Annotated in this window: 21 protein-coding genes and 2 tRNA genes; 8 read left to right on the top strand and 15 right to left on the bottom strand. The window is 66.0% G+C overall.

What is annotated here, in order from left to right; all coding sequences use genetic code 11:
- Positions 1-580 precede the first annotated feature (580 nt).
- Positions 581-3,307: a beta-L-arabinofuranosidase domain-containing protein gene (locus AC5L38_RS25295; RefSeq protein WP_495245296.1), complete on the top strand. Its 2,727-nt coding sequence runs from the start codon at positions 581-583 to the stop codon at positions 3,305-3,307.
- A 331-nt stretch (positions 3,308-3,638) separates the two neighbouring features.
- On the opposite strand, the gene AC5L38_RS25290 is transcribed toward AC5L38_RS25295, so the two are convergent.
- The 6 genes from AC5L38_RS25290 to AC5L38_RS25265 all read right to left on the bottom strand — a co-directional run bounded on the left by AC5L38_RS25290 (position 3,639) and on the right by AC5L38_RS25265 (position 7,699).
- Positions 3,639-4,208: a hypothetical protein gene (locus AC5L38_RS25290; protein ID WP_495245295.1), complete on the bottom strand. Its 570-nt coding sequence runs from the start codon at positions 4,206-4,208 to the stop codon at positions 3,639-3,641.
- On the bottom strand, positions 4,205-4,657 hold the full coding sequence (locus AC5L38_RS25285) for a MauE/DoxX family redox-associated membrane protein (RefSeq protein WP_495245294.1): 453 nt from the start codon (positions 4,655-4,657) through the stop codon (positions 4,205-4,207). Before AC5L38_RS25285 ends, AC5L38_RS25290 begins: the two co-directional genes overlap by 4 nt.
- A gap of 52 nt (positions 4,658-4,709) precedes the next feature.
- Positions 4,710-4,784, bottom strand: a tRNA-Pro gene (locus AC5L38_RS25280).
- A 20-nt stretch (positions 4,785-4,804) separates the two neighbouring features.
- A tRNA-Lys gene (locus AC5L38_RS25275) sits at positions 4,805-4,877 on the bottom strand.
- Positions 4,878-4,922: 45 nt separating this feature from the next.
- Complete coding sequence (locus AC5L38_RS25270) at positions 4,923-6,338, bottom strand: hypothetical protein (protein ID WP_495245293.1); 1,416 nt, start codon at positions 6,336-6,338, stop codon at positions 4,923-4,925.
- Positions 6,339-6,706: 368 nt separating this feature from the next.
- The gene (locus AC5L38_RS25265) at positions 6,707-7,699 is read right to left on the bottom strand and encodes an aldo/keto reductase (RefSeq protein WP_495245292.1); all 993 of its coding nucleotides are present in this window, start codon (positions 7,697-7,699) and stop codon (positions 6,707-6,709) included.
- A 212-nt stretch (positions 7,700-7,911) separates the two neighbouring features.
- On the opposite strand from AC5L38_RS25265, the gene AC5L38_RS25260 reads away from it, so the two are divergent.
- The gene (locus AC5L38_RS25260) at positions 7,912-8,334 is read left to right on the top strand and encodes a MerR family transcriptional regulator (RefSeq protein ID WP_495245291.1); all 423 of its coding nucleotides are present in this window, start codon (positions 7,912-7,914) and stop codon (positions 8,332-8,334) included.
- Positions 8,335-8,491: 157 nt separating this feature from the next.
- On the opposite strand, the gene AC5L38_RS25255 is transcribed toward AC5L38_RS25260, so the two are convergent.
- The 5 genes from AC5L38_RS25255 to AC5L38_RS25235 form a co-directional block, all read right to left on the bottom strand.
- A complete protein-coding gene (locus AC5L38_RS25255) occupies positions 8,492-8,734 on the bottom strand; it encodes a hypothetical protein (RefSeq protein WP_495245290.1) in 243 nt (80 codons plus the stop codon).
- Positions 8,731-8,973: a hypothetical protein gene (locus AC5L38_RS25250; RefSeq protein ID WP_495245289.1), complete on the bottom strand. Its 243-nt coding sequence runs from the start codon at positions 8,971-8,973 to the stop codon at positions 8,731-8,733. The genes AC5L38_RS25255 and AC5L38_RS25250 overlap by 4 nt, the downstream gene beginning before the upstream one ends.
- A 73-nt stretch (positions 8,974-9,046) precedes the next feature.
- Positions 9,047-9,748 (bottom strand): DUF6461 domain-containing protein, encoded by a 702-nt coding sequence (locus AC5L38_RS25245; protein ID WP_495245288.1) that lies wholly within the window; start codon positions 9,746-9,748, stop codon positions 9,047-9,049.
- 299 nt (positions 9,749-10,047) lie between these two features.
- Positions 10,048-10,995 carry a hypothetical protein gene (locus tag AC5L38_RS25240; RefSeq protein WP_495245287.1) on the bottom strand — a complete coding sequence of 316 codons (948 nt, stop codon included), beginning with the start codon at positions 10,993-10,995 and terminating at the stop codon, positions 10,048-10,050.
- A gap of 208 nt (positions 10,996-11,203) precedes the next feature.
- On the bottom strand, positions 11,204-11,908 hold the full coding sequence (locus AC5L38_RS25235; protein ID WP_495245286.1) for a DUF6348 family protein: 705 nt from the start codon (positions 11,906-11,908) through the stop codon (positions 11,204-11,206).
- 372 nt (positions 11,909-12,280) lie between these two features.
- On the opposite strand from AC5L38_RS25235, the gene AC5L38_RS25230 reads away from it, so the two are divergent.
- From AC5L38_RS25230 to AC5L38_RS25215, 4 genes are all read left to right on the top strand, one after another.
- Complete coding sequence (locus tag AC5L38_RS25230) at positions 12,281-12,544, top strand: hypothetical protein (protein WP_495245285.1); 264 nt, start codon at positions 12,281-12,283, stop codon at positions 12,542-12,544.
- A gap of 44 nt (positions 12,545-12,588) precedes the next feature.
- On the top strand, positions 12,589-13,299 hold the full coding sequence (locus AC5L38_RS25225; protein WP_495245284.1) for an alpha/beta fold hydrolase: 711 nt from the start codon (positions 12,589-12,591) through the stop codon (positions 13,297-13,299).
- Positions 13,300-13,726: 427 nt separating this feature from the next.
- On the top strand, positions 13,727-14,776 hold the full coding sequence (locus AC5L38_RS25220; RefSeq protein WP_495245283.1) for a hypothetical protein: 1,050 nt from the start codon (positions 13,727-13,729) through the stop codon (positions 14,774-14,776).
- A gap of 482 nt (positions 14,777-15,258) precedes the next feature.
- Entirely contained in the window at positions 15,259-15,522 is a 264-nt protein-coding gene (locus AC5L38_RS25215; protein WP_495245282.1) for a hypothetical protein, read from the top strand.
- 4 nt (positions 15,523-15,526) lie between these two features.
- Here the strand turns inward: AC5L38_RS25215 and AC5L38_RS25210 are convergent, their stop codons facing one another.
- Positions 15,527-17,422: a hypothetical protein gene (locus AC5L38_RS25210; protein ID WP_495245281.1), complete on the bottom strand. Its 1,896-nt coding sequence runs from the start codon at positions 17,420-17,422 to the stop codon at positions 15,527-15,529.
- 289 nt (positions 17,423-17,711) lie between these two features.
- On the opposite strand from AC5L38_RS25210, the gene AC5L38_RS25205 reads away from it, so the two are divergent.
- Positions 17,712-19,436 (top strand): hypothetical protein, encoded by a 1,725-nt coding sequence (locus AC5L38_RS25205; protein ID WP_495245280.1) that lies wholly within the window; start codon positions 17,712-17,714, stop codon positions 19,434-19,436.
- 256 nt (positions 19,437-19,692) lie between these two features.
- Here the strand turns inward: AC5L38_RS25205 and AC5L38_RS25200 are convergent, their stop codons facing one another.
- The gene (locus tag AC5L38_RS25200) at positions 19,693-20,673 is read right to left on the bottom strand and encodes a hypothetical protein (protein ID WP_495245279.1); all 981 of its coding nucleotides are present in this window, start codon (positions 20,671-20,673) and stop codon (positions 19,693-19,695) included.
- A 921-nt stretch (positions 20,674-21,594) separates the two neighbouring features.
- On the opposite strand from AC5L38_RS25200, the gene AC5L38_RS25195 reads away from it, so the two are divergent.
- Positions 21,595-23,028, top strand: coding sequence for a tetratricopeptide repeat protein (locus AC5L38_RS25195; RefSeq protein WP_495245278.1), 1,434 nt, complete (start codon positions 21,595-21,597; stop codon positions 23,026-23,028).
- A 21-nt stretch (positions 23,029-23,049) separates the two neighbouring features.
- Here AC5L38_RS25195 and AC5L38_RS25190 read toward each other — a convergent pair whose 3' ends face one another.
- Positions 23,050-23,658, bottom strand: coding sequence for a metallophosphoesterase (locus AC5L38_RS25190; protein ID WP_495245277.1), 609 nt, complete (start codon positions 23,656-23,658; stop codon positions 23,050-23,052).
- Positions 23,655-24,437, bottom strand: coding sequence for a hypothetical protein (locus AC5L38_RS25185; protein ID WP_495245276.1), 783 nt, complete (start codon positions 24,435-24,437; stop codon positions 23,655-23,657). The genes AC5L38_RS25190 and AC5L38_RS25185 overlap by 4 nt, the downstream gene beginning before the upstream one ends.
- Between the last annotated feature and the right edge of the window lie 377 nt (positions 24,438-24,814).

Raw genomic sequence — 24,814 nt, 5'->3', positions numbered from 1 at the left:
CTGTCGGCACCATAAAGCAGGTCAGGACACCGTCGAGGGAGCCGGCCGGGCCCAGCCGGAATCCCATGGTTGCCAACCGGTGAATTCTATGAAATTTTCACATGCGCGGGCCACGAAAAGTGATCTCCCGGCGGACGAACGTCCAGGCAGGGAAACATTTCGGCGGCACGCCCAGGTCAACGGGGTTCGCGCCTCGTTGACTCTCGGCCGGACGGTCGGATGTACTCCGCGACAGCGCCCCCGTAGGAGCAGGCCAGGGAGATTTGCGATGGAAAATGTTAGCGGTAACAGACTTCGACGCCTCTCTCCCCCTCGTTCCGGCCGAGGAGCGCCGGATACCTTTCCCCTCTCGAACACCCACCCCCACCGACATTTCGCGCGGCCGTGGCCGCCGGCCGCCGGGGCACGACGTCCCGGGTCACCTCACGGGAAAATGTGATCGTCGGCGATTTCCGCTGAGCGCGGCATCTCCGCACCGGAAGCCGTGGCCGGCCGCTCCGACGGCCCGACCACGCGAGAAGGCCGACCGGCCGTAGTGGCTTCGGCCGGTCACCGCACCCCCCACCCCAAGGAGCTTCCCATGCCCCTAAGTCGTCGCCAGCTCTTCCGGGCCGCGGGCGCGACCGCCGCGCTCTCGGCCGTCGGCCAGGTGGTGGGCACGTCCCCCGCCCTGGCCGCGCTCCCGTGGGTCAGGTCCGAGATCGGCGCCTCGGCCTACGAGTTCGACCTCGGCCAGGTCCGGCTGACCTCCGGCCGCTGGCTGGACAACCAGAACCGCACCCTCAGCTACCTGCGCTTCGTCGACGTCGACCGGCTGCTCTACGTCTTCCGCGCCAACCACCGTCTGTCGACCAACGGCGCGACGGCCAACGGCGGCTGGGACGCGCCCAGCTTCCCGTTCCGGTCCCACATGCAGGGCCACTTCCTGACGGCCTGGGCGCAGGCGTACGCCGTGCTCGGGGACACCACCTGCCGGGACAAGGCCAACCAGATGGTCGCCGAGCTGGCCAAGTGCCAGGCCAACAACGGCGCGGCCGGGTTCACCACCGGCTACCTGTCGGGCTTCCCCGAGTCCGACATCACCGCGGTCGAGAACCGTACGCTGAGCAACGGCAACGTCCCGTACTACTGCATCCACAAGACCCTCGCCGGGCTGCTGGACGTGTGGCGGCACATCGGCAACACCCAGGCCAGGACCGTGCTCCTGGCCCTCGCCGGCTGGGTGGACACCCGGACCGGCCGCCTGTCCTCCAGCCAGATGCAGGCCATGCTGGGCACCGAGTTCGGCGGCATGAACGCCGTGCTCACCGACCTGTACCAGATGACCGGGGACTCCCGCTGGCTCACGGTCGCGAAGCGCTTCGACCACGCCGCGGTGTTCGACCCGCTCGCCTCCAACCAGGACCAGCTCAACGGCCGGCACGCCAACACGCAGGTGCCCAAGTGGATCGGTGCCGCACGGGAGTACAAGGCGACCGGGACCACCCGGTACCGCGACATCGCCGCCAACGCCTGGGCCATCACGATCAACGCCCACACCTACGCCAACGGCTCCAACAGCCAGGCCGAGCACTTCCGCGCCCCCAACGCCATCGCCGCGTACCTGAGCAGGGACACCGGCGAGGCCTGCAACACCTACAACATGCTCAAGCTCACCCGGGAGCTGTGGACGCTGTCGCCGAACCGGGCCGACTACTTCGACTACTACGAGAACGCCCTGGTCAACCACCTGCTCGGCCAGCAGAACCCGGCCGACAGCCGGGGCCACGTCACCTACTTCACCCCGCTCAACCCCGGCGGCAGGAGAGGCGTCGGCCCGGCCTGGGGCGGCGGCACGTGGAGCACCGACTACAACTCGATGTGGTGCTGCCAGGGCACCGGCATCGAGACCAACACCAAGCTGATGGACTCGATCTACTACCACAACGGCACCACGCTGTTCGTGAACCTGTTCGCGCCCTCCACGCTCAACTGGTCGCAGCGCGGCATCACGGTCACCCAGACGACGACGTATCCGGTGAGCGACACCACCTCGTTGCAGGTCACCGGCAACGTGAGCGGGTCATGGACGATGCAGGTCCGCATCCCGGGCTGGACCCAGGGCGCGACGATCAGCGTCAACGGCGTCCAGCAGGACGTCGCCACCACCCCGGGCACCTACGCCTCGATCACCCGGTCGTGGACGTCGGGCGACACGGTGACCGTGCGGCTCCCGATGCGAGTGATCATGAAAGCCGCCAACGACAACCCGAACCTCCAGGCCGTCACCTACGGCCCGGTCGTGCTGTCGGGCAACTACGGGAACACGTCCTTGTCGGCGGCGCCGACACTGACCCCCTCGACGATCACCCGGACCAGCACCTCGGCGCTGACGTTCACGGCCACGGCCAACGGGGCGACGGTTAACCTGGGCCCGTTCTACGACGCCTCCAACCACAACTACGTCGTCTACTGGAACGCCACGGGACAGGGCGGGGGCGGCGGGGCGAGCTTCCGGCTGATCAACGCGGCCAGCGGGCTGGCACTCGGCATCCAGAACATGTCGACCGCGGACGGCGGCCTGGCGCTGCAGTGGACCGACAACGGCACCGCCGACCACGACTGGGTGCCGGTCGTGGACGGCAACGGGCTGCGGTTCCGCAACGTCAACAGCGGCAAGGTACTGGGCGTCGAGAACATGTCGACGGCCGACAACGCCCGGGTCATGCAGTGGAGCGACAACGGCACCGCCGACCACAGATGGACGATCACCGACGTCGGCGACGGCTCGGCCAAGATTCGCAACGCCAACAGCGGCAAGCTGCTGGGCACCCTGAACGGCTCCACCGCCAACGGCGCCCAGGCGGTCCAGGACCCCGACAACGGATCGGCCGACAACCAGTGGCGGTTCGTGCCCAACGGCGCGCGCCGCATCCAGAACGTGGCGACCGGCATGGTGCTCGGGGTCACCAACATGTCCACCGCCGACGGCGCGCTCGTCGTCCAGTGGGGCGACACCGGCACCGCCGACCACCTCTGGACGGCCGTCGTCGACACCGGCGGCTACCTGCGCCTGCGCAACTCCAACAGCCAGAAGGTGCTGGGGGTGGAGAACGCCGCCACCGCCGCGGGTTCCCGGATCCTGCAGTGGGGCGACACCGGCGCCGCCGACCACCGCTGGCGGCTGCGCTACGGCGGCAACGCCACCTTCCGCGTCCAGTGCGCCAACGGCGGCCGGGTCCTCGGCCTGGCCGGCACCGCCCAGGGCGCGCAGGTCGTGCTCGCCGACGACAACGGCTCGAACAACAACCTCTGGAGGTTCCTGTGAGACGGAGGTTCCTCTGAGGCGGAGGTTCCTGTGAGACGGAGGTTCCTGTGAGACGTGCGCCCGCGGTTCTCCCGTCTCCGCTCCCCGCGTGCGTGTTCCTCACGGCCGGTCCGCGAACACGGCGACCGCCGACGCCGTCACCGCGACGGCGAACCCGCTCGAAGCCGACCGGCCTCAGTACGTCGGCCTGAGCACGTCGCTGTCGACGTCGCTGTCGACGTCGACAGCGACATCCGGATCCGAACCGGGCCCTCCTGACAGGGGCCCGGTTCACTCCGCATGCGGACGCATGCGGGCGCATGCCGGTGCTTGCCGGCGGCGGCCCGGCGTCTCAGCCCGCTTTCGCGGCCTGGTCGCGCGCGGTGGCGGCGATCGCCCCGAGGTCGTCTCCGGCCGTGGGGCCGCTGACGACGACCAGGTGGTCGTCCGTGAACACGGCGACCTCCGTCGTGTCGCCGCGCAGCACCACGTTGGCCGGGCCGGGCCGCCCCTCCACCTTCCCCGCGGAGGAGCACTCGGCGTAGAAGCGCTTGAAGGTCTGGGTGGTGTCCGTACCGGAGACCACGATCTCCGAGACCGACACCCCGTCAGCCGACGCGAACACCCGGAACCGCACCCGGGCCGTCTCCGGGGCGATGAGCCGTTTCCCGCACGGCACCAGCGCATCGTCGAGGTCGGCCCAGCGCACGTCGCCGGTCCTCTCGGCCGTCCACGGGCCACCGGGCAGTTGCGACGCGTCGAGCAGCACCCGCGCCGTCGGCGCGGCGGTGGTGGGCCCGGCGATGGTGGGCCCGGCGGTGACGGGCCCACCGCCCGCGGCCTCCCCGCCCGCGGCGCAGGCGGACAACCCGCTCGCGGCGACGGCGACGGCGGCGGCGGCGATCAGCGTCCATCGGGTCATCTGATCCTCCTCGGAAGGAAGACGGACGACACCGACGCCGCGACGACCGCCAGCAGGGCCACGAACCCGGCGACGGCCAGGTGCAGGAGGCGGACGACCACGACCTCCGGAGGGGAGACCGCTCCCGCCGCCATCACGACGCTCGCGGCGGCCCACAGGCCACCGACGGCGATCTTCAACGGGGACACGGGGCTCACCCCGTCCAGGCAACCACACGGCACCCGGCCCCGTACACGCAGCAGGACCGCGAGATACCCGGCCAGCGCGGTGTGCCACACCGCCGCCGCCACCCAGAAGTGGCGGCCGGGGTCTCCCCAGATCCAGGCCGCGATCACCGCGGCGCCGACCACCGGTTCGACCAGGCGGGCGGCGCGGACCGTCCAGGCGGGCAGCAGGCCGTGCCCGCGCGCGACGTCGTCCCCTCGTACGAGTCCCGCACCGGCGTTCACGTGAACCGCGGCACACCCGGCGCACCGCCCCGGGCGAAGGGCCGGTGGGCAGTGGCCTCGTCGACCGGGCTCGAACCGGCGTCCACCCGGTCCCGAGCCGGGAGCTCTACCACTGAGCTACGACGAGGCCACGCTCATCACACACGCCACTGCCGACCGGGCTCGAACCGGCGTCCACCTGGATGAAGAGCCAGGCGTTCTACCACTGAACTACGGCGGGCCGCGGGCTCATTCTCCCCGACGTCGTCCGACGGGCGCCACGGAATTAACGATCGTGGTCCCGGACGGGCAGATCGCCGACGACCACCCCGGCGGCCAGTCCGTGGCGGACATCGTCGGCCATCTCGGGCTTGACGTGCTTGCCGCTGAACGCCCCCGCCCGCCGGAGCAGGGCGGCCCAGACCGGGTCGGCGATGCTCACCCCGTGCACCAGCTCGGGCGTCGGCCGGAACACCGCCACCCCGCGCCCGGGCGCGGGCACGGTCCAGCCCGACCGCTCCGGGTCCAGCTTCGCCGTACGGCACGCCGCCTCGACATCGGCGCGAGCACAGGCCGCGCTCCCGTCCAGGACCTCCCACGGCAGCGGCAACGCCGCCCACACAGCCGTGTTCGGGTCGACGCCACCGCCGCTGCCGCTGTGCCAGTTGACCAGGTCGGCGGCCATCAGCCGCATCGCCTTGCCCGGGCACGCCACGTCCAGCAGGTCCAGTGCGTCCAGCGAGGCCAGGCAGGCCAGCCAGCCCGCGCGAGCCGCGTTGTAGGCGACCGCCAGGTTGTTCCAGGTGGTGGAGTCGTCGCCGCGTTTGACGATCATGGTCGCGCGTTCGGTGCCGGGGTTCCAGCGTCCGCGCAGCAGCTCCGCGCTGTGCCGCATGACCGCCGACCACTGGCCCAGCAGCCGCCCCCGCTCCCGCTCGGTCAGACGCTTCAGGACGTCGGGAGCGGTCCGCACCTGGGCGATCATCCACCAGTCGCCGCCGGCCCCGCACCGGTCGAGCAGCATGGAGGCGATCTCGTCGAACGGGTTCTCCCGCCCCGACAGGCTGAACTCCCGGCGTACCTTGCGCCGCGCGGTGTAGTACGCCACGAAGCACGCCGCGTCGACGTCCGCGGCGAACCTCTCCAGCGTGATGTCCGCCCCGAACCCGGTGACGCCCACCATGAGCAGGCGCCGCTTGTCGTACTCGGCGCCGAGTGTGCCCGCCTTGGCGGCGAGCCTGCGCAGCAGCCGGAAGCGGCGGTTGTACTCCCGCTTGGTCACGTCCATGCCCGCCGCCTCCCGGGCGTCCCGGTTCAGCCGGTCGGCCAGGAAGTCGGTGCGCTCGGGCGTCCACCTCATCTCGCGCCCCATGGTCGCCGCGAACTCCAGCAGCGACTCCGGATCGTCGGGGTCGACCTCCACCGACCGCCCGAACAGCCGGGTGGCCGCCGCGACCTGCCGCGCCCCGCCGACCGGACGGGCGTAGTCGGTGGACATCGAGGAGAACCCGCCCTGCCGGCGCAGGGCGTGCTTGGCCGCGCGCTCCAGCACCACGCGCTCCCGCCGCGACAACTTCCCGGCCAGTGCCTGGAGCACCAGATCGGCGACGTCCTCGGGCCGGTAGCGGCGGTCGAGCGAGGCGTGCAACTCGACCAGGATCTCCCGGCGGGGCGGCTGAGCGCTGTCATCGCGGAACTTCATGTGGCCATCATTCCGGTCGGCCATGGCCCACTTCGACTGGATTATCCGATGACCGGCCGCCCGAACCGGGACGAGGGCTCGCGTCCGAGCCATCGGCGAGCGTGCCGTCGCGACCTAGAAGTACCGCGAGGCACCGGCCGAACCGTGCTACCTCGAAGTGCCGCAAGGCCGCGGTCGAACCGCACTGCCTCGAAATGCCGCAAGGCACCGGCCGAACCACACTGCCTCGAAATGCCGCAAAGCGTCAGCCGAACCGCACTGCCTCGAAATGCCGCGAGGCGCCAGTCGGGTCGCGGGCGCCGGCCGAGCCACGCTGTCGCCCACATCGCGCGACCGCGCCCGGCGGAGCGCGACGATGCGCTCGCGTGTCAGTACGCGGCGTCGAGCCTCGCCCGCTGCTCCGCCGTCAGCTCCAGGTCGACCGCGGCCAGGCTCTCCTCCAGCTGCGCGACCGAGGAGGCGCCGACCAGCGGGATCATCGGGACATCGCCGCCGATGAGCCAGGCGAGCACCACCTGGTTGACCGTCGCCCCCGTCTCCCGCGCCACTTCCCGCAGCGCCGCGAGACGCCGGGGCGTGCCCGGGTGGTCGAGCGCGGCATCGAGCGGCTTGTCCTCACGTACGTAACCGCCGCCCAGCAGGGGCGAGTAGGCGACCGGCGTGAGTGCGGGCTCGGCCCTCAGGTAGCTGAGCAGGTTCCCGTCGACCACGCCGAGGTCCCCGTCCCTGGAGCGCAGCGTCGGCTGATCGGTGCGCCGACGCAGGTAGGAGTGGTGGTACTGCACGACCTCGTAACCGGGCAGACCCGCCGAGGCCGCCAGGTTCCGGGCCCGCTCAAGTCGCCAGGCCCAGTGGTTGCTCGCCCCGAGAAGACCCACGGCGCCCTCCCGGACCAGACCCGCGAACGCCTCGACCGTCTCCTCCAGCGGCACTTCGGAACCTTCGACGTACACGTGCGCGTACAGGAGGTCCAGCCTGTCCACGCCGAGCCGTTCCCCGCTTCGCTCCGAGGACTCCCGGATCACCTTGGCGGACAAGCCCTCAAGGTCGTGGCTGAGGCCGGTCGCCGGGGCGTTGGGCCGCCCTCCGAGCTTGGTGGCGATGACGATCTCGTCCGTGACGTCGCGGTCGCGTCGCCAACGGCCGAGCAGCGCTTCGCTCTCACCCCCCTGGGTGCCGTTGACCCAGTAGGCGTAGTTGTTGGCGGTGTCGATGAAATTCCCGCCGGCCTCGACGAAGCGGTCAAGAATGGCGAACGACGTCGCCTCGTCGACGGCGGTGCCGAACAGCATCGCGCCGAGACTGAGCACGCTGACCTCGCGGCGAGTCTTCGGATCGCCGCCGATCGTGCGGTACCTCATATTCGAATCAGCTCCTGCCTGTCCATTTCGAGTATCAATCGGAAAGGACCTCTGAACCGGGGCCGCCGTTCCGATGAGGCGGTAACGCATCATCGGCTCCCCGAAACATCGTGAGAACGCCGGAGACGATCCCGCGCGCACCGGGCGGGATGGGCGTGCGTCGGAGCATACGAGCTGGAGCCGACTCTAGATCAAGCCCTAACCTTGGCCTCATGTCGGAAACGAACCCGGGCCTGAGCATCGGGCAGGTCGCCGAACGCACCGGCCTGAGCGTCCACGCGCTGCGCTTCTACGAGCGCGAGGGCGTCCTGGTCGCCCCCGTACGGCGAGGCCCCGGCGGCCGGCGCGTCTACAGCGACCGGGACGTGGAGTGGCTCCACCTCTGCGTCAACCTGCGCGCCTCCGGCGTGCCGCTGCCCGCCATCCGCCGGTACGCGGACCTCGTGAGGCGGGGTGTGGGCGACGAGGAGCACCTGCTGACCCTCCTGCGGCAACACCAGGACCAGGTCACCGCGCAGATCGAACAGCTCACCGAATCTCTCGGCGTGGTGACCCACAAGATCAGCGCGTACACCGGGCAACTGGCCGAAGGCGCCCCGGGCCCGATCACGTGCACCCCTCCGCGGAGCGGCTGACGGAATCCCGGCGGGGCGGGGCGCGGATGGCGAGCCGGCACCCACGAGCCTTTTCCCGCGACGCCCGCACCGGCGATGACCTCGTACCCCGCGAAACCGATGACCTGCCCGGCTTCCGACTCTCGGCTCGAAGCTCTCAGGAGCGGCGGCGGGGATTTCAGCGGCGCCGTCCATGCTCGCGAATCGCCGCCTCCAGGCGTAGTCCAAGCCCGATCAGCGCTGTGAGCCACAGGCTCATGAGCCACGGCCACAAGAACCCACGACTGAAGAGCAGGACGCCGAAGGACAGAAAGACACCGCCGGCCAACGCGACAGATCCCAGCATGCGAACAGACACAATGTCGTCGTCAGGTTGGGGGCCGGGAATATGGGGAGGCGGGATATCCGCGGGTTCGGTCATGCCGGAGAGAATCCCATGACGAATCCGATCAACGAAACCACCCGTCCACCTTTATCCGTCGCCGCGGTTGTCGCGGGCGAATTCCACACCCGCGTCATGTAGTCGTCATCGACCGATGCGACGGGGTCGCGATCCCGCGTCGGTTCTGAATCCTCCGCCGTCGAACTCCCGTCGATCGGCCGGAAGATCACGGCGAGTGTGACGGCAGCCGCACAGGCGACGATCACCGTGATCCACATGACGCCGAGACGCCGGGGGATGCTTCGGCGAGGACGACGAACAGGACGGGGACGAGGAGGGCGGGATCGTCGCCTACCCGTCGCGCCGATCGCGGATCACGTAGCGCGTGTGGGCCCCGTTCATCCACTCCCTGTCGATCTCCCTGCCCGTCACCCTGCCGACGAGCGCCAGGGCCGACGTGAGGCAGGTCGCCATGGGCGGGCTGTATCCGTTGTGGACAAGCCCGATGAAGTCCCCCCACTCGTCGGGGATGTCCTCCTCCCCGTAGTCCTGTCCGCTCTCCATCCGGGCCTCCTCCCACGCGCAGTACTCCAGCCATCCCGCCGGCAGTTCGGGATCGCTCTCCCAGCCGGAGTCGTCCAGGTCGAACCGCAACCCCCGCGCGTGGGAGTCGAGCGCGTGAGGATCACTTCCCCAGCGCCTGCCGGGGACGGTGACGCTGAAACCCGTCACGTGGTGACCGTCGACCGCGTATTCGAGATCGCGCGGCCCGTTGATGTCCCAGCGCATCAGCAGCACCCGCCCGCCGTACGAGAGCTCCCGCAAAGCCCCCTCGCAGTCGAACCCCCGCAACTGGATGATCTGCGTCCAGTCCGCCGTCAGCCGACCGGCCCAGACGATCCCCGCGTCGCCGTCGGAGGGCCGCCCGCGCAGGACGTCCGCCCAGGTGCACTCGACCGAGTCGTCCACATCCGCGACCGACACTCCCAGGCGCCGAGCGGCCTCCCACACCTCCGGACCCTCCACCCAGGCGGCCATGAACCACTCGCCCATACCGTAGGACCGGACGAGGTGCCAAAGACGCTCCGACCGCCGCATTCCCGCTCCCTGCCCGCTCAGCGCTCGTTCCTGGGGCGACTCAAGCAGACGTCCCCGACAGTTCCGTGATCAACGTCATGCCGTGGTTCCGCGACGGACAGGGGTGGATCACTCACCCTTGTACCGTGCCGGACGTGACACACTCCGACTGGTCAGACGTACGCGAACGGCTCGCACGATTGGCCACCGCGCCTGGCGCCGGCGCGGTGTTCGGCTCTGCGAGTCACGGCTGGGAGCTCTCCCCCGATCGACGGTTACTGGCGCTTCTCCCTCTCCTTGATGATCTCCATCGGGTCGTCGAACGCGGGGAGGCCGCCTGCCGGGCCATCGACTCTGACGAACTTCCGCGGCGCCTTGACGGTGACGCCGGAACGCCAGGAGAGGAACTCGGTCGTCGCTGATCCTTGGACCCGCTTCGGCTGGAAGGGCTGGCCGGCGATCCAGGTGTCCCACATGGAGGTGACCAGCAGCGGCCTGCCGTCCATATCCGTCGTCAGCCACCACGTCACCGTGGCTTTGGCGATGACGGCATCGAGTTCCGGTCCGATGGTCGCCCGGAAGGTGGGCGATGCGGCGTAGAGGTCGGCGAAGGTGAGCGTCCCGCCGTAGACCATGACGTACTTGTGCGTGGGGATGCCGCTCAGCCGGCCCGCTCCCCGCTTCTTGGTGTGGGTGTCGGACAGCAGCCGCTGCAGCGTCTTCGGTTCGAAGACGTTGATGATCTGGTCGCTGAAGGCTCCCCCGCTGTGCACCGGGCCGCGCAGCGCCCAGCCATGCCCCTTCGTGTAGAGAGGTCCGGTGGTGTAGAGCTTGCCGTTCGCCGCCACGGAACGGTGTGCCCCCCTCTGAACGTGGAGGCTCCGGCCAACGGGATCACCCTTGCTGACCAGGTCTTTCAGGATGACGGTGGAGTCGTCTCGCGTGAAGATCACGCGCCTGGTGAGGTCGGAGGCGACGACCCCCTTGCGACCGAGCTGGATCGAGCCCGCGCGCTTGGTGTCGTACTGGAACCATTTGGCGGTGTTGTTGACCACCCGCGAGAGCGAACCGGGGCTGATGTTGCCCACCTCGGTCACCTTGACGGTGAACTGGCCGGCCATCAGCCGCTTCACCGCCGCCACCGGATCCACGCTCTCCGCTTCCGCGGCTGTCGGTGCCAGCAGGACACAGGCCGATGCCGCGAATACCAGTGAGCTCCTCATGCGCAAGATCTTGGCACCCATGGCGCGTAAAGATCTACCCGGGCTTCCGGCCCATCCCGCATCGCGGCCGACCCGAACTTGACCTTCCCCCGGCGACTCGGGATCCCAGTCGCGGATAGAGCCCGACGAGCGACCGCCGGACGAGTCACGTCCGAAGGCACGGCGAAGCGGACAGAGCCTGATCAGGACATGCGAATTCCGAATCCGGTCAGGAGTCCTCGCGGTGCACGAGCAGCATGAACGTCCGGGTGTAGGACGTCCCGTCGGCCGGCCGGGGCCAGCCGAGACCGGCCAGCACGCGTGAGGCCGTTTCGTGGTGGACACCGTCGACGCGGACCTCGGCGGTCTCGACCAGGCCGTCGGCGTCATGGCCGCCGCCGAAGAGCGCCTTGACACCGATCAGGTGGTCGCGTTCGAACCCTCCGCTCAGGACGGGCGCCAGGTGGGGCAGGAGCACATTGTCCGCGGCCCAGGTCTGCCCGGCCTCGTGATCGGCCCCGGTGCCCCAGCCGATGATGCCACCGTGGATGACGTGCCAGCCCGGAAATCCCTCGGGGTCGTCGGAGGAGAAGTGAACGGCGAAGGTGCCGTTCCGTTCGAGCAGTTCGAGCACGGCGCTGCCGGTGGTGCCGAGCCAGGTCCGGATCGCGCGGTCCACGGCCTCCTCCGTCGTGGCGCCGTACCCCGCGACGCAGTCGGCGATCGTGGTGCTCTCGGGACGGTCGACGTTGAGCACGAAGTCGAGGTCGATGTGACCGGGATAGTCCGTGTGGTCCTCCCGGAGCGTGACGGCCACGGTCCCAGGCCCCTTGGCCAGCTGCCCCTCGACCTGCCAGGGCTTGCCCGTCGCATCGGCCAGGTGGCGGGCCACCATCCCCAGCACGACGTCATCGGGCAGGCGCTCGCCGTCCATCCGATTCTCCCCTCACTTCGAGTATCCGAGCAGACAGTAACGGAACGGGAGAAACCAAACGACCGATTCTCCTGGGTCTCCAGATCTACGTCCGCGGCGACGGCCTGCGCACGGCCCCGCCGTACGGTGAGCCCCAGCCGCCGCCCACTGGGACGGGACGGGAGACGAGGCTACGAGGTCCTGGGACTGTCGGCCGGGCCGCACCGGTCCGCATTCAGGGGAACCCCGGCCTGGTTTTTCAGACGTCCCCTGGCAGCGCGGGCATGGGGCGCCCGGGTCGGGGCGGTCCTGTTTTGGTGCGAACCTCCGGGGGAGGGAAGGAGAACGGGCCGTGGCAGGTCTTTTGATCTTCTATTTCGGGGAGCCATCGGCATGAGGGTGAAAGACAAGGTCGTCGTCGGCTCCGCGGGACGTGCCCTGGTACGGCGGTCCAAGATGTTTCCCGGTCGCACCGAACGGATGACGGCCACCCAGGTCGACCGTACCGATCTGTCCCGGAGGGAGCGGGCGCCCGCCACGTCGGGCAACCTGTACGGGCCGGGTTCACGGAACGGCGGCCGGCACGGCGGGCGCAGGACCGCTACGACGGCCGCCCAGGTCGGTGTTGTCATGGGCTCGCGGCGCCTGCCGTGTTGACCGGCTGGACTGGACGAGAGATCACCGCTGCCGCGGGGACGCGCATGCACGCCGCCGTACTGGGGCCCCCGTCCGCGCCCGAGGTGGTGTGCGTTCACGGCCTCGGCTGCTCGCACCGCTACTTCCTCCCCCTGGCCCGGCACCTCGTCCCCGCATCGCGGGTGGTCGCCGTCGACCTACCGGGATTCGGCCGGACGCCCGGCCCACGCGAGCCGCTGAACATCCGTGGCCTGTCCCTGGCACTGGCCGGATGGCTGCGCGCCACCGGGCGCGGCGGCGCACCGCTGGTGGCCAACTCCGTCGGCTGCCAGGTTGTCGTCGATCTGGCGACACACGCCCCTGAGCTCCTGGGACCGGTCGTCCTCATCGGCCCCACCATGGACGCGGACGCGCGTTCCGCGTGGCGGCAGGGGACCCGGCTGGTTGCGAACATGAGATTCGAGCGTCCCAGCCTCATACCGGTACTGGCACGCGACTACCTCATCTGCGGCCCGCGCCGCTACTTCGCCACACTCGCCGCCGCCCTCGCCGACCCAATCGAGGACAAACTCCAGCACGTGCGCACTCCCGCCGTGGTGATGCGCGGAGCACACGACTTCATCGTGCCCCAGGCATGGGCGGGGCGGGTCGCCAGCCTGCTTCCTCAGGGAAAGTTCGTGGAAGTGCCGGGCGCCGGGCACACCCTGAACTACAGCGCGCCCGCTGACGTAGCCCGGGTCATCCGGACCCCACCGGCCATCAGCCCCGGCATCTGACGCAAATCCGAATGCGTCGGCGACACACCGCAGGACCCCCTCCTGCAGATACCTACGGCTTGAACTGCGGCAACAGGATCGCAGGGAGATCAACTCACACACCACCCCGCTGGACGTGACCGCCCCTGACGGCGTAACGCCTGATCAGGGGCCTTCTTGCATGTGCGGCCGGAGGTACTCGAAACCCCAACCTTCTGATCCACAGGGAAGGGCGGATGCCTCGTCAGCGGCGTCTCGCCCTGCTCAGGTGGTGGTTGCGGGCCGGTGGAGGGCGATCCCGTAAGGCGGCGTTGCTGTATCGGCTGCTGTACGGCATTCCTCATCGCTCGTGAGGCGCGACATGGCTTTCGCCGAATCGGCGTCGAGCGATTCCCTCAAGACCGGCTCTGAGCCAAGATGATCCAAGCACCGTGACACGGGAGGGCGCATGATCGTGTTCACGTGCGCGGACTGTGACGCCTCGTTGACCCTACCCGTGTCGCAGGTCACGCTCCCCGCCCACGCCCACCAGAAGTACGGCCACGAACTACTTCCCGTGCTCATGGAGCCTGGAACCTACGCGGTGGATCCGGAACCCTTCGGACCACCGTGGCGGCGATGGGAGGAGATCGGCGCGGAGGAGGCGGAAGCCCGCGGTGTGTACGCGCCGGTCTTCGCCCTATCGTACGGGCCGCCGGGAGCGATCGCGGTCGCGCTGGGCGACGTTCGCGGGACCGTTCTGATTCCGGAGCGATGCGACGGCCGCTGCTGCGGTCTGGACAGCAGAAACGGCCCCAACCTGGCATGCGCGCAGTGTGGGCGTGCCGTGGCCACCCTCATCGACGACTGCGGGTACTGGCAGGTGGTGTGGCTGGACCCGCGCGCCGTACGTCTCCTCGACGTCGATGCGCCCGCTCGCCGAGTGCTCAGCTGGGAGGAACTGCGGGAGCAGCCGGAGAGGCCGCCGGTTGATCCGATCGGAGCGTGGAGCCCGGTGTGGGAGGCGGCGGCCTCGGTGGCGCTGGCCCACCTGCTGGCCGCGTCGGGCGGTGCGCGGATCGTGGTTCCCAACGGCCCTGTCGCCGAAGCGTTCCGCCCGGCGCTCGATGTCCTGCTCCCGGCCGAGCCGCCGACGAGGAGCCTGGCTCTGGCCGGACCGGGCCTGCCCGCCACGGTCACGCACATCGCCTTGGTTCCACGGCACCCGCAGACCGGGGAGACATGGTCGTCCGGCACGGAGGCGGCGGTGCCGCTGGATGCCGATGTGTGGACGTACATGGCCTTCAGCCGCAATCGGCGGCTCCACCCCGCGTCGGGCGGGCTACCCGACGGCGTCTACCGCGATGACCCTCCACCACCGCCGCCATCTCACCCGTTCCGGCTCGACCGGGAGATATTCCTCCACGCGCTGGCACAACTGCCGGAGGTTCGCGAGCCATGGCTGCGTGCGGTTTACGACGACGTACAGGACCGCCGAACCAACCTCCCGTTCTGGTAGGAAGACGTGCTCCTGGCCGGTGTCCCGGTCCACGTCGTCGCTCGACCCGATCACGCCGATCCGTCCATCACGCTCCGCGGCTGATGTCTTCGCGGATGCCGTCGGCGAGTAAGGAAGACGCCCTGTTAGCAAGGATGTTGGCAAGAAGCCCAAGCGATCAAGAAACCAGGAAGGCCCCTGATGGCGTAATGCCTGATCAGGGGCCTTCTTGCATGTGTGCGGCCGGAGGTACTCGAAACCCCAACCTTCTGATCCGTAGGGAAAGGCAGATGCCTAGTCAGCCGCGTCTCGCCCTGCTCAGGTGGTGGTTGCGGGTCGGTGGAGAGCGATCCTGTAAGGCGGTGTTGCTGTATCGACTGCTGTACAGCATTCCTCATCCCTTGTGAGATGCGGCGTGGCCTTTCGCCGAATCAGCGCCGAGCGATTCCCTCAAGACCGGCTCCGCGCCAAGATGATCCAAGCACCGTGACGTGGGAGGGCGCATGATCGTGTTCACGTGTGCGGACTGTGACGCCTCGCTGACCATACCCGTGTCGCAGGTCACGCTCCCCGCCCACGCCCATCAGCAGCACGGCCACGAACTACTTCCCGTGCTCATGAAGGCTGGAACCTACGCGGTGGACCCGGAACCCTCCGGACCGCCGTGGCGGTGGTGGGAGGAGATCGGTGCGGAAGAGGCAGAGGCCCGCGGCGTGTACGCGCCGGTCTTCACCTTGTTTGCCGCTCGACGCAATCGGCGGCCATGAGATGTCATGTCTGTATGAAGATCTTGGCCGCCAAACTGGAGAGAGCGGCGGATTGCAGCAGGCTTGCTGCCGCTTCGGCTGATGCGGCGACCATTCGTTGAGTTGGCCACTCAGGCATTTCCTGATTCGCCATGACGGCGTTGATCACTATCCTGGCGTCTGGGCTGCCATTAATCTGAATCTGTCGATCGCTGCCGCCATGATTACGCACCACCCCCAGCGCGTCTATGATCCACTGGCGTGCCCACGACCGAGATGCGGGCTCATTGCGGGGATCGTCGCTGACGAGGTCTGGAAAATCTGTTGCCATTTCGCCTGTCCCGTCCGGAGTGATCTGGGCAATGATCGACAAAGCCTTGAGCCGGACGCTCCCGTCATCGTCTGGCTCTTCCTCGCTGATAATGATAGACGCATGTTCTCCGGCCCTTTCGAGCAATCCCCTGGCCAGTTCACGTGGCGTGCAGATATAACCGTCTTTTCCTAGATGCGCGTTCACTTTGGTCGACGTCAGCTCGGCTGCCTGACCGACAACATTCAAGATCCCACGCACCGACTCATAGAGATTACCGTCACCGTCGAGAGCCGCTTCAAGTGCGTGGTGCATATCATCATACGCATCGCCGTCCTCATCAAAAGAGTACGAGCTCCCGTCATCCGGGTCGGTCAGCGCCTGCGCACGCACGAATTCTCTCATGGCAGCACGTGTAGCCGCCGGCATGTCAACGCCGTCAACAGCTGCCCGGGCCGGCCCCGCCCCCGCCATCACCAGCGCCGAATACACGAGCTGATGAAAGGTGCCGATGTCACTCACAACGATGTTGATGAGCCACCGGCCCTGTTCGGTGTTCAACAGTCCAGGTCTGCTGATCGCAAGCCAAACTGCGGCGTGAGCAGCAGCCGCGCTTTCCAGCTGCTCTTGATCATGGTCGATGACCGCGCCAATTCGTTCGGTCTCCAGCTCGGCCAAAAGCGCCACAACATCGTCGTCGCCCAGATCATTCAGCAGTTCCCAAGCATTGCTTACGTGAGCAAGAGGGAAGGCGAGTGTCGCCAGCGTTCTCAACCCTGCCCACAGCAGCTGCCTCAGCTGGTCGGCACTGCGCTTGTCAACCTGCCTGGATGTCTCGCCCTCGCGGACTTGGTTCCAGTCGAGTTCATGCTTTTCCATGAACCCCTCGATAAGCAGGTGACCACGCATATCGTCGTCGGTCCAACCTTCCGTTGAGTTCTCACGAGCCGTTCTGCGAGCTCTGCGCAACAGGTCGGCAGCGAGTGCGAGGTCCCCCGCCCCCTGGGCGGTCAGTTTGGTGGAAGCACCCAACCGCGCGTCAAGCCGGGCAGCGCGGATTAGCAGCGTCCCCAGAGCTTGAACGAAAGCACCTCCCCATGGATGCTCAGCGGCACCTGCGGCAATGTCATATGGATCGACCGCCGGACTGCCCACCCGTCGGCCGGGCTCCCACAGTGACCGAACGGCACCGGCAAGGAGGTAGCGGGCGTTCATCGCCAGAAGGTCCTTGTCCAGAAGCGCCTCCGGTGGCCAGTGCGGCCGAGGTCGCTGCTCGTCGTCATCGAATGGGGGTAGCCAGTTGTCAGCGTCATAGGGCTCGTCGTATCGAGAAACATTTATCTCGGCGACGGAGTAAGCGAGCAGTTCAGGGCTCCATGTGGCCAGGTGACGGCCGAGCGCGGCAATCGCGAGCGCGGCTTGCTCGAGTTCGGCTCCCGCCAGCAAGACGTAGATGATCGCCCCGCCCGGATACCCCAGGATGCGGTAATCCTGGATCGATCCGCCTTCCTCATGTTCGTCGTCTGGCTCATTCTCAGATATGACCTGCGGTGAATCCCATCCTGCCTGGATGGCCGCTGCGACCGCATCCATCAAATGATCTACATCCATCGGAGCTGGATCCCCGCTGGATATCGTGATCTTTCCGAGGTGTGGCATGGCGCCTCCCTGTCTGTCGAAAACTTCCAGGATGCAGAGAATTCAGCCCGTCATGTGGCTCATTCAGTGCCTATCGCTTATACCATCCAACCCCTCGAATGAGGTTGCGAGTGCCAAATTTACCCGTGCAGCTCAAGGCCCGATGCTGCCCGGGGGCAGCAAGTGCCTTGAGGCGGCAACTAGTGGTGCAGTGGCGCGAACTTCCCTGCCCGTGTCCGTGTTTACCGTTATGGTCGTGGTCATGCTCAGCGCATACAGCCAGAACAGCGTGCTGCTGTCAATGATGGAAAGCCTGGTTGGGGACAGCGTTGACCTGGAGCCCGCCAGGAAGGCGTTTGAGTCGACCAAGGGTGACTTCACGGCGAAGTTCACCGCTGCGGTACAGGCACGGTTTGCTCAGCTGGTCGAACCAGAGCTGTTCATTGACGTGCCCGAGCGCCCCGAGGAACTTCGCAAAGATGATCTGGACGCACTGGTGCGGCCGGCCGCCGACGGCTTCCTTCGCTCATATCCGACCAAGGACGAACTGCTGCGCCAGGCGGACCGGATCCGTCGGCGGCAGGAGCGGCGCCCACCATGGATCCCACGCCTGGACCGACACGGCAAACCCATTCGGGAACCACAAACTGACTCGTCCGACGCTGAGGCTCTTCCCGGGCGGCCTCTGACGGTCACTGCCCTTGCCGAACTCGGGGAGGTGACAGTCCTTCTGCCCGCTGCTGACTGGGAGCGGCCGGAGCTGGCCATGATGCCTGGCGGGATCGGGGAATGGGAAGCGGCTCTGTACACGGTCCTGGGTGTCACCAGCGAGCAAGGGCCCGCTGCGACTGTTGCGATCGACGCGCAGGCCAACGAGGCGCTGATTCCTGAGGGTGTGCGCTGGTGGTCGACCGAACCGGCACAGCCGCTGCCGGCAGCGCAGGATCCAGGAGTAGCAAGCGAGCTGCTGGCCACCTCGACGAGCCTTGGCGGGCTGTCAGTCACCGACAACACGCACCAAGACATCGAGACGCTGGCCATCGCTCTCGGGTCCGCGGGCGACTGGCGATACAGCGCCCGTTGGCTGCTTGACGCATGGGACTCCAGCATGGATGTGGGCACGCTTGCCACCGCCCGCGCGGCCATCGCCGGCTGGGCGGGGGAGGGCCGAAGTGGATTGATCGTGTACGTGTATGGCGGGGCCCTGCACGGCACCGAGGGTCTGATCGGCGTCCCCGGTCCACTGCACAGCTACTTGCTGTGCGTGAGCCGCTCTGCCGATGGTACGGACACAGTCGACACTGTGCGGCGAGCGATCCTCTCGTGTCCAGGGGAGCACTGGTGCCACCGTGGCGGCTGTCCCATGGCCGAGTTCCCGGAAGCGGACGCGCTGCTCGCATCGATCGTCGCCATCGGCGACGTCACCGGTGTGGCCGACCAGGACAAGGGCTGGGCCGGGGAGACCTACCAGCAGTTGTATGGCACTCGCGGCGTCGATGATTACTCGGAACTCGTTTTGGACTGCCTGGAGGCGGAGCTATCGGGCGACGGCTGGGTTGAGTTGGAGCGAGCGACGTGGGAAGGCGGCATGGAGCAGTCGCTGCTGCGCCGAGGCGCACACTGCTTGGCCGCCTCCTACGATCCGATCACCCGCCAGCTCCAATTGGCCGATGGCAAGCCCCATCTCGATGGCATACTCGATCTCCTGGCCGACGATGGTGTGCTTACCGGCGATGACGACCGCGCGACTGTCGACACCAGCGAGCAGGCAATCCAGCAGTGGGGCACGGATATCCTGACCATTGCGGAAGATTATTTGCGCGGCCTCATCAACGAGTTACGGCAATTGTCTGCCCCGATCCAGGGCGCTTTACTCGGACTGCATCCTCATGCAGACGGAACACTTAGCGCTCCGGAATCGACAGCACTCGCAAAAGAACAACTCACAGTCCTGGTCCGCACTGCCGGGCTGTTTATCGGCGAATGATCTCGATGGATTTCGAGTTCTAGACTTGTTCGGCCGTGTCTACACGTCGGCGGATTTCGAAAGTTCCAAGTCTCGACCCTCTTAGGCCAGACGTCGCCCGGTTATTGCGATCAGCGAGATCAAGACCAACTGCCTCGTGCCCATTCAATCTCATCCGCAATAATTTAAAGGGGCGCCGCCGTTCTCATTGGGGCAGGGAGAACGGTGACTGGAGCTGGAGCAGACCTCTACGTAAAGGGAAAACTTCATCTTCACTTCAGTCGTTCAGTGCGCGATTGTAGCGGAGCGATATATTCCCGCGCATTCTCGTATGCTTTCCACGCTGCTCTAAGGTAATCCAGTCCTTGGTCGTCCAGTTAGATGTATTGCGTGAGACCTTAAGAGACATTCCAAATTTTTCGTCCAGCAACTCTCTGCAGACTTCTGGCGCTGTTCTGCCGTTAATCCACTCAAGCTGCAAAAGCACTCCATGCCTCATTCCGCCATTGTCCCATACATCAATCCATCTAGGCTTCTTGTCGCCTCTCAGTTCCGGATAGAAGACATGTACTCTACGCATAATTCCGCTACAGAGGCGAGAACTACCTATACGATCGTCACGAAAGAACTCGATAGTCTCAGTTTCATGCTTCGTCACTAAATCCGGCGACTCTCTATGAACGTAGTAGGGACTTTGGAGAAGTTCCTCCGCGATCCTCAGTGCCTTGCGCCATTGTGATCGCATGATCGTCTCACGAGCACCGCGAAGACATATATATGAGTTGCCGCCAGGGCGGTAGAGGCTCATATGTCGCTCATGAATCTCAAATCTTAAACCCGGTATGCCAATTATATTGTCATCGTCTGCCGATTGAGCGTTAGGGATGATTGCGGATAAAACTCCCGGGAGATCCTCCCTAGTTACAGCTACAGTTAGACGCTCAGCTTCCGGCTGCACGTACGATATGAGGGCCAAATTGCTACGACTCGACTTTGGCGCGTCGTTCGTGAAAATGCTGGTCGACAGCGTTCTGTGCATGGCAAGCAAGAAATCTGTTTCCAGAATTTCTTGATCGAGGGAATTTGCATACGGTATTGGAATAGTGCGTGAGGAGCTTCCTTCGAGGGACTGAAGCGCCGCGCGAAACGGCTCCCCTGTGTATGCGGCTCGCTTCCGCGCCATGTCGTGGATGTGGAAGTGCTTCATCGTCGTGGCGGTTTTCCCTGTGAGCAGCGGTCCAGAATATCTGCGCTCCACCCCTGGAGGAGATTGATGATCGCCTTGAGGTCATTCCTCCGGCTCCCTATGAAAGGGAGAATTGCGAGAGCGGGAAGCATCGGCAGGATAATCAGAACAAGGGGAATGTGGGCGAAAACAGCAACAGCTGTACGTGCCCACGCCACTGCAAGAATAGCCTGTGGCTGGAAAAGGTCAGGGAGCTGCGGATTGGCAACCATCGCACACCGATCAGGACTGCCCGGTCTCAGTCGCAATCAGGAACGACGGCCTACGTGGAGCAACTCATGTCGGTTGTGGGCCTGACCGCCAGTGAATGACCGGGAGCACTAGCACAGGCAGGTGACCGAATGCACCTGCCGAGATGCTACCGCAGGCGACTGGACGTCGTACGACATTCCCAGAAGCGACGCCGCAATCCTGTCCACGACCTTCCGCTTTTCAGTCGGACCAATCAACCTGGTGGGGTGGCGGAGACCGTGGTCAGAGAGTGGTGGACGGTAGCCGAAGTGAGTCCGCGTGTGGGGACGTTGCTGTCAGCGCTGCTGTCACCCGCATAAGCGCTGGCATGCCATCCTGCATACCTTCGACGCCACCGGCCGCCACCTCGACTCCCACGTCGAGTGCACCGGGACCGATGACGATCACTGGGCCGCCGTCACCACCGCACGCGACCGGTTGAACGGATGGCTCAGCGAACTTCCCGGCCTCCGCTTCGGTGACATCGCCATCCGGCCCTTCCGCCATAACGTCGACGGAGTGCTGTTTGGCCTCGTCATCGAGACCTTCGAAGACACGGAACTCTACCGAACGGCGAGAGGAAACCGATTCGTGCGAGCGAGTGCCCAGCTCTTGGGAGGCTTGGGACTACGAGGCCTCAACTAGGCTACACACGTTCGCTTCTCGCCAGTGTCCCGTCAATACACCGGATATCGTCGGGGCATGGCTGATGCGCTACCGCTCCGTATTTTTCTGGCCTCGCCCGGCGATCTCCCGGACGAGCGGGCAAGTGTTCGCGCCTGTGTCGACGAGCACAACGCTCGTTGCAGAGGCGAGAGCAACGTGACCTACGAAATCGTCGGCTGGGAACGCGCACGAGGAACTGCTCGGCGACCGCAGGAGGCAATCAATGAACTCATCGGGGAGAGCCACTTCCTGGTCGCGTTGTTCAAGGGATCTTGGGGTAGCGAGTCGGGCGGTCCATGGGGATACACGTCCGGTAGCGAAGAGGAACTGTTCACGGGCCTGCTTGAGCTCGGCCGCACCGAGCAGCCGATGCGGGATGTGTGGGTAGCCTTCCTCGATCATCCTGCGCCCGCCGAGCGGATCGTGAAGCTCCGAGAGCAGATGTCCCGGCACCACGCGATGATGTACGAGTCCATTGCGGACATGCGCGACCTCAAGACGAAGCTAACTGAGCGTCTTGAGGCGTGGAAAGCTCTGGCCGGATCAAAGGTTCCTAGGCACGTCGACCTGCTGCCGTCATCAGGAAAAGACGTCTTGCGGGCTGCGAACCTGCGCCTGCGCGGTGAGAAGTTAATCGACCTCGGTCAGGCTGAGGCGGGACGGGCAAACCTCCGAGAGGCAGCCGCGATGGGCGGTCCGGCCGAACATTTGGCCTACGCCCGGTCCCTGGCTCGTTACGGTGAACTCGACGAGGCTTACGCCGCGACGCAGCGCGCCATCGAACACTTCATCAGTACAGCCTCGCACCTGCACTCACCACTCGCAGCCGAAGCCTTCGCTGCCCAGGCTGGGGTGCTGCGCAGGCAGGGACGCGACGTCGATGCAATAGGACGGCTCGACCAGGCATTGACTCTTCTCAACGAGAATGACGCCTATGCACAGAAAGTCCGCTGTCGGATCCTTGACGACCTCGGCCTTGCGCACCAGCGAATCGGCGACCTGGAGCCAGCTCGGCGCGCCTTCCAAAAGGCTCTCGATTCAAGGCGCAGCTTGGAAGACCATCTGGACGTGTGTCAGTCTCTCGTTAATCTGGCAAGGCTTGAGGTTGGCGTGGGGGACTTAGAGACCGCGGCTTCCCATGCGGACGAAGTGGTCTCAACTCTACGTGGCACACCACCGTCGGCACTACATGCCAATGCCGAGGTGTTGGCCGCGCAGGTGCGCCTCCGCCAAGGCCGGCCTGACGAGGGCCTGCCATATGCCGAGCGCGCTTTGTCTTTAAACCGGCAGATCGCAAGCAGGCGGGGAGAGGCCATCTCCCTGCTCCTGCTTGCGCAGTGCTGCCGCGCGGCCGGTATGGAACGCAAAGCGGGAGAGCACGCGCGCGCCTGTCTTGAAGTGAACAGGGCGATGGGAAATAAGGCGGGCGAGCAGCGAGCCCAGTGGCTTCTCGATCAGCTGGACGAGTGACTGAGCGTTGGTTTCACCCGGTCAGCTGGTCACGATGGCGCCATCAGCGTCAACCTGGACGTAGTCGAGGCAGGGCCACAGCAGAGCCGTGAGACGACCATCACCGGACCCACAGCCGGTATCCAGCTGCGCCGAGTTAGGACCAATCCTTGGAAGCTGGCCGACTGTAACGTGCGCACTCACCCGGAACTTGCGCGTCGAGGCTGACGGAGGGGTGTGTTGGGCGATGAAGTCATTCAACTCGTAGGTTTCGGGCATACGCCGCATCCCGTCTAAATGCTCGCTTGGGAACCTAGCGCGAAAGTCACTGAGTACGTCGGGTCCAACTTTCGCACCGACGTACGATCGAATGGTCATCGCCCCGCCCATTTTGAGAAAGGCCGTCAAGTCTTCGGTGTCCAACGCGTCGAGCAACGCTGCCTCGTGGTTCCCCCTGAGGAGGGTCGCGCGTCCGGATCCGGAATACGTAAGAAGCTCTTCCATCACCTCGGCAGACTGTGCCCCCTTGTTGATGTAGTCACCAAGAAAAATCGCGTGCGGTCCACCTCGCGCAGCGAGGACTTCACATAGTCCCCGGAGAGCACTCAGATTTCCGTGGATGTCGCCTACAAATGCGATCTCGGCACTCACAACAGGATCTTCTCCACCTCGGCGTAGTCGGAGGTCTTGCCGGTAACACCCAGGGCCATGAACGCCATCGAGAGGATGTCACTGGGACGTCCCCATTCATTGACGACTGTAGCCTCAAGGGAACCATGTTCGCTGGGCGGGAACTCGCCGATTATCCTGCGCAGCCGGGACAGGCATTGCTCAAGGTCCGATGTAGTCGCCTCACCTGGCTGCCGTGAGGCCAGGAGGCTGGTCAGGCAAGGATCTTCATGCCGAACGGCCAGCTCCCGCACCGAGAAGCAGGGAGCACCGTCAGCGATGGCCTGCGCGTATAAGCAGCTGCGCAGCAGGTACCGGGCCTGACGCAAAAGGCCGGGGAGGTACTTCGGCAAGTCTCGCTCCAAGCTCGTGAACAGCTCAGACAGGCTCCGAGCGCGGGCAAGGAGTCGCTTAGTGTCGACCTCAGCCATGTCCTCCACAGCGCGGGTTAGATAGCCATGTCTGTCCCAAACAATCTTGGCGTCACGCTTGAGGTGAGCCCCAAAAAGAGTACCGATGCCAGTCGAGAGCTGTTTTCGGGTGTAGTAACTCACGTGTACGTAACCGGCGTCAGTGCTGGGTCGCTGAGTTGTCACCAGGGCCAGCACATCTAGGTCCGAATCGGGGCCGGCGTCTTGGCGGGCCTGACTCCCGTAGATCAACAATCCCTCAGTATCCGCAGGTAGTTCAGGGAAGTCCTCCAAAACCCTGGCCGGAACGTTCATCCCCAGCAGGGCACTAACCACATCATCACGGATCACGTTCCCCCAATTCCTGCGACCTGCCCGCTCTTGAGACAGACAACGACTAGCACCCTACGCGTGTCGGCCCCGATGAGGTGGCAGTGTGATCGCTTATCAAGGTAGCTATCCGGTGGTAAGGGGACTCGTACCGCAGGACTGCCAGGCCCGAGGAACGGAAGCCCCGCGGCAGCCCGGCCCCGCTATTCAGGCTGAGCAATCGCCCTGCTCCGCTGATCTAGACCGTAGTCAGCCGCGTGTCGACGGTGGCGCGAATGTGTCAGCGTGGGGGAACGTTACTGTCACCTGAGCCATAGGCATCCGATGACAAGACCCTACGATGGGGCCTCGCTGGCGATCGACACAACCAAAAGCAGAAGCTCCAAAGCAGGATCGCG

This window comes from Streptosporangium nanhuense, from assembly GCF_059358815.1.
Note: the sequence above shows the minus strand (reverse complement) of the source record. Positions and strands in the feature narration are given on the sequence as shown.

Bases quoted from the DNA above. Each gene is read 5' to 3' on its own strand.
- AC5L38_RS25230 (WP_495245285.1), top strand. From the start codon at position 12,281: ATGAGGGTGAAAGACAAGGTCGTCGTCGGCTCCGCGGGACGTGCCCTG.
- AC5L38_RS25240 (WP_495245287.1), bottom strand. From the start codon at position 10,995: ATGAGGAGCTCACTGGTATTCGCGGCATCGGCCTGTGTCCTGCTGGCA.
- AC5L38_RS25260 (WP_495245291.1), top strand. From the start codon at position 7,912: ATGTCGGAAACGAACCCGGGCCTGAGCATCGGGCAGGTCGCCGAACGC.
- AC5L38_RS25195 (WP_495245278.1), top strand. From the start codon at position 21,595: ATGGCTGATGCGCTACCGCTCCGTATTTTTCTGGCCTCGCCCGGCGAT.
- AC5L38_RS25265 (WP_495245292.1), bottom strand. From the start codon at position 7,699: ATGAGGTACCGCACGATCGGCGGCGATCCGAAGACTCGCCGCGAGGTC.
- AC5L38_RS25215 (WP_495245282.1), top strand. From the start codon at position 15,259: ATGATCGTGTTCACGTGTGCGGACTGTGACGCCTCGCTGACCATACCC.
- AC5L38_RS25270 (WP_495245293.1), bottom strand. From the start codon at position 6,338: ATGAAGTTCCGCGATGACAGCGCTCAGCCGCCCCGCCGGGAGATCCTG.
- AC5L38_RS25220 (WP_495245283.1), top strand. From the start codon at position 13,727: ATGATCGTGTTCACGTGCGCGGACTGTGACGCCTCGTTGACCCTACCC.
- AC5L38_RS25255 (WP_495245290.1), bottom strand. From the start codon at position 8,734: ATGACCGAACCCGCGGATATCCCGCCTCCCCATATTCCCGGCCCCCAA.
- AC5L38_RS25250 (WP_495245289.1), bottom strand. From the start codon at position 8,973: ATGTGGATCACGGTGATCGTCGCCTGTGCGGCTGCCGTCACACTCGCC.
- AC5L38_RS25205 (WP_495245280.1), top strand. From the start codon at position 17,712: ATGCTCAGCGCATACAGCCAGAACAGCGTGCTGCTGTCAATGATGGAA.
- AC5L38_RS25290 (WP_495245295.1), bottom strand. From the start codon at position 4,208: ATGACCCGATGGACGCTGATCGCCGCCGCCGCCGTCGCCGTCGCCGCG.
- AC5L38_RS25295 (WP_495245296.1), top strand. From the start codon at position 581: ATGCCCCTAAGTCGTCGCCAGCTCTTCCGGGCCGCGGGCGCGACCGCC.
- AC5L38_RS25210 (WP_495245281.1), bottom strand. From the start codon at position 17,422: ATGGATGTAGATCATTTGATGGATGCGGTCGCAGCGGCCATCCAGGCA.
- AC5L38_RS25235 (WP_495245286.1), bottom strand. From the start codon at position 11,908: ATGGACGGCGAGCGCCTGCCCGATGACGTCGTGCTGGGGATGGTGGCC.
- AC5L38_RS25245 (WP_495245288.1), bottom strand. From the start codon at position 9,748: ATGGGCGAGTGGTTCATGGCCGCCTGGGTGGAGGGTCCGGAGGTGTGG.
- AC5L38_RS25225 (WP_495245284.1), top strand. From the start codon at position 12,589: ATGCACGCCGCCGTACTGGGGCCCCCGTCCGCGCCCGAGGTGGTGTGC.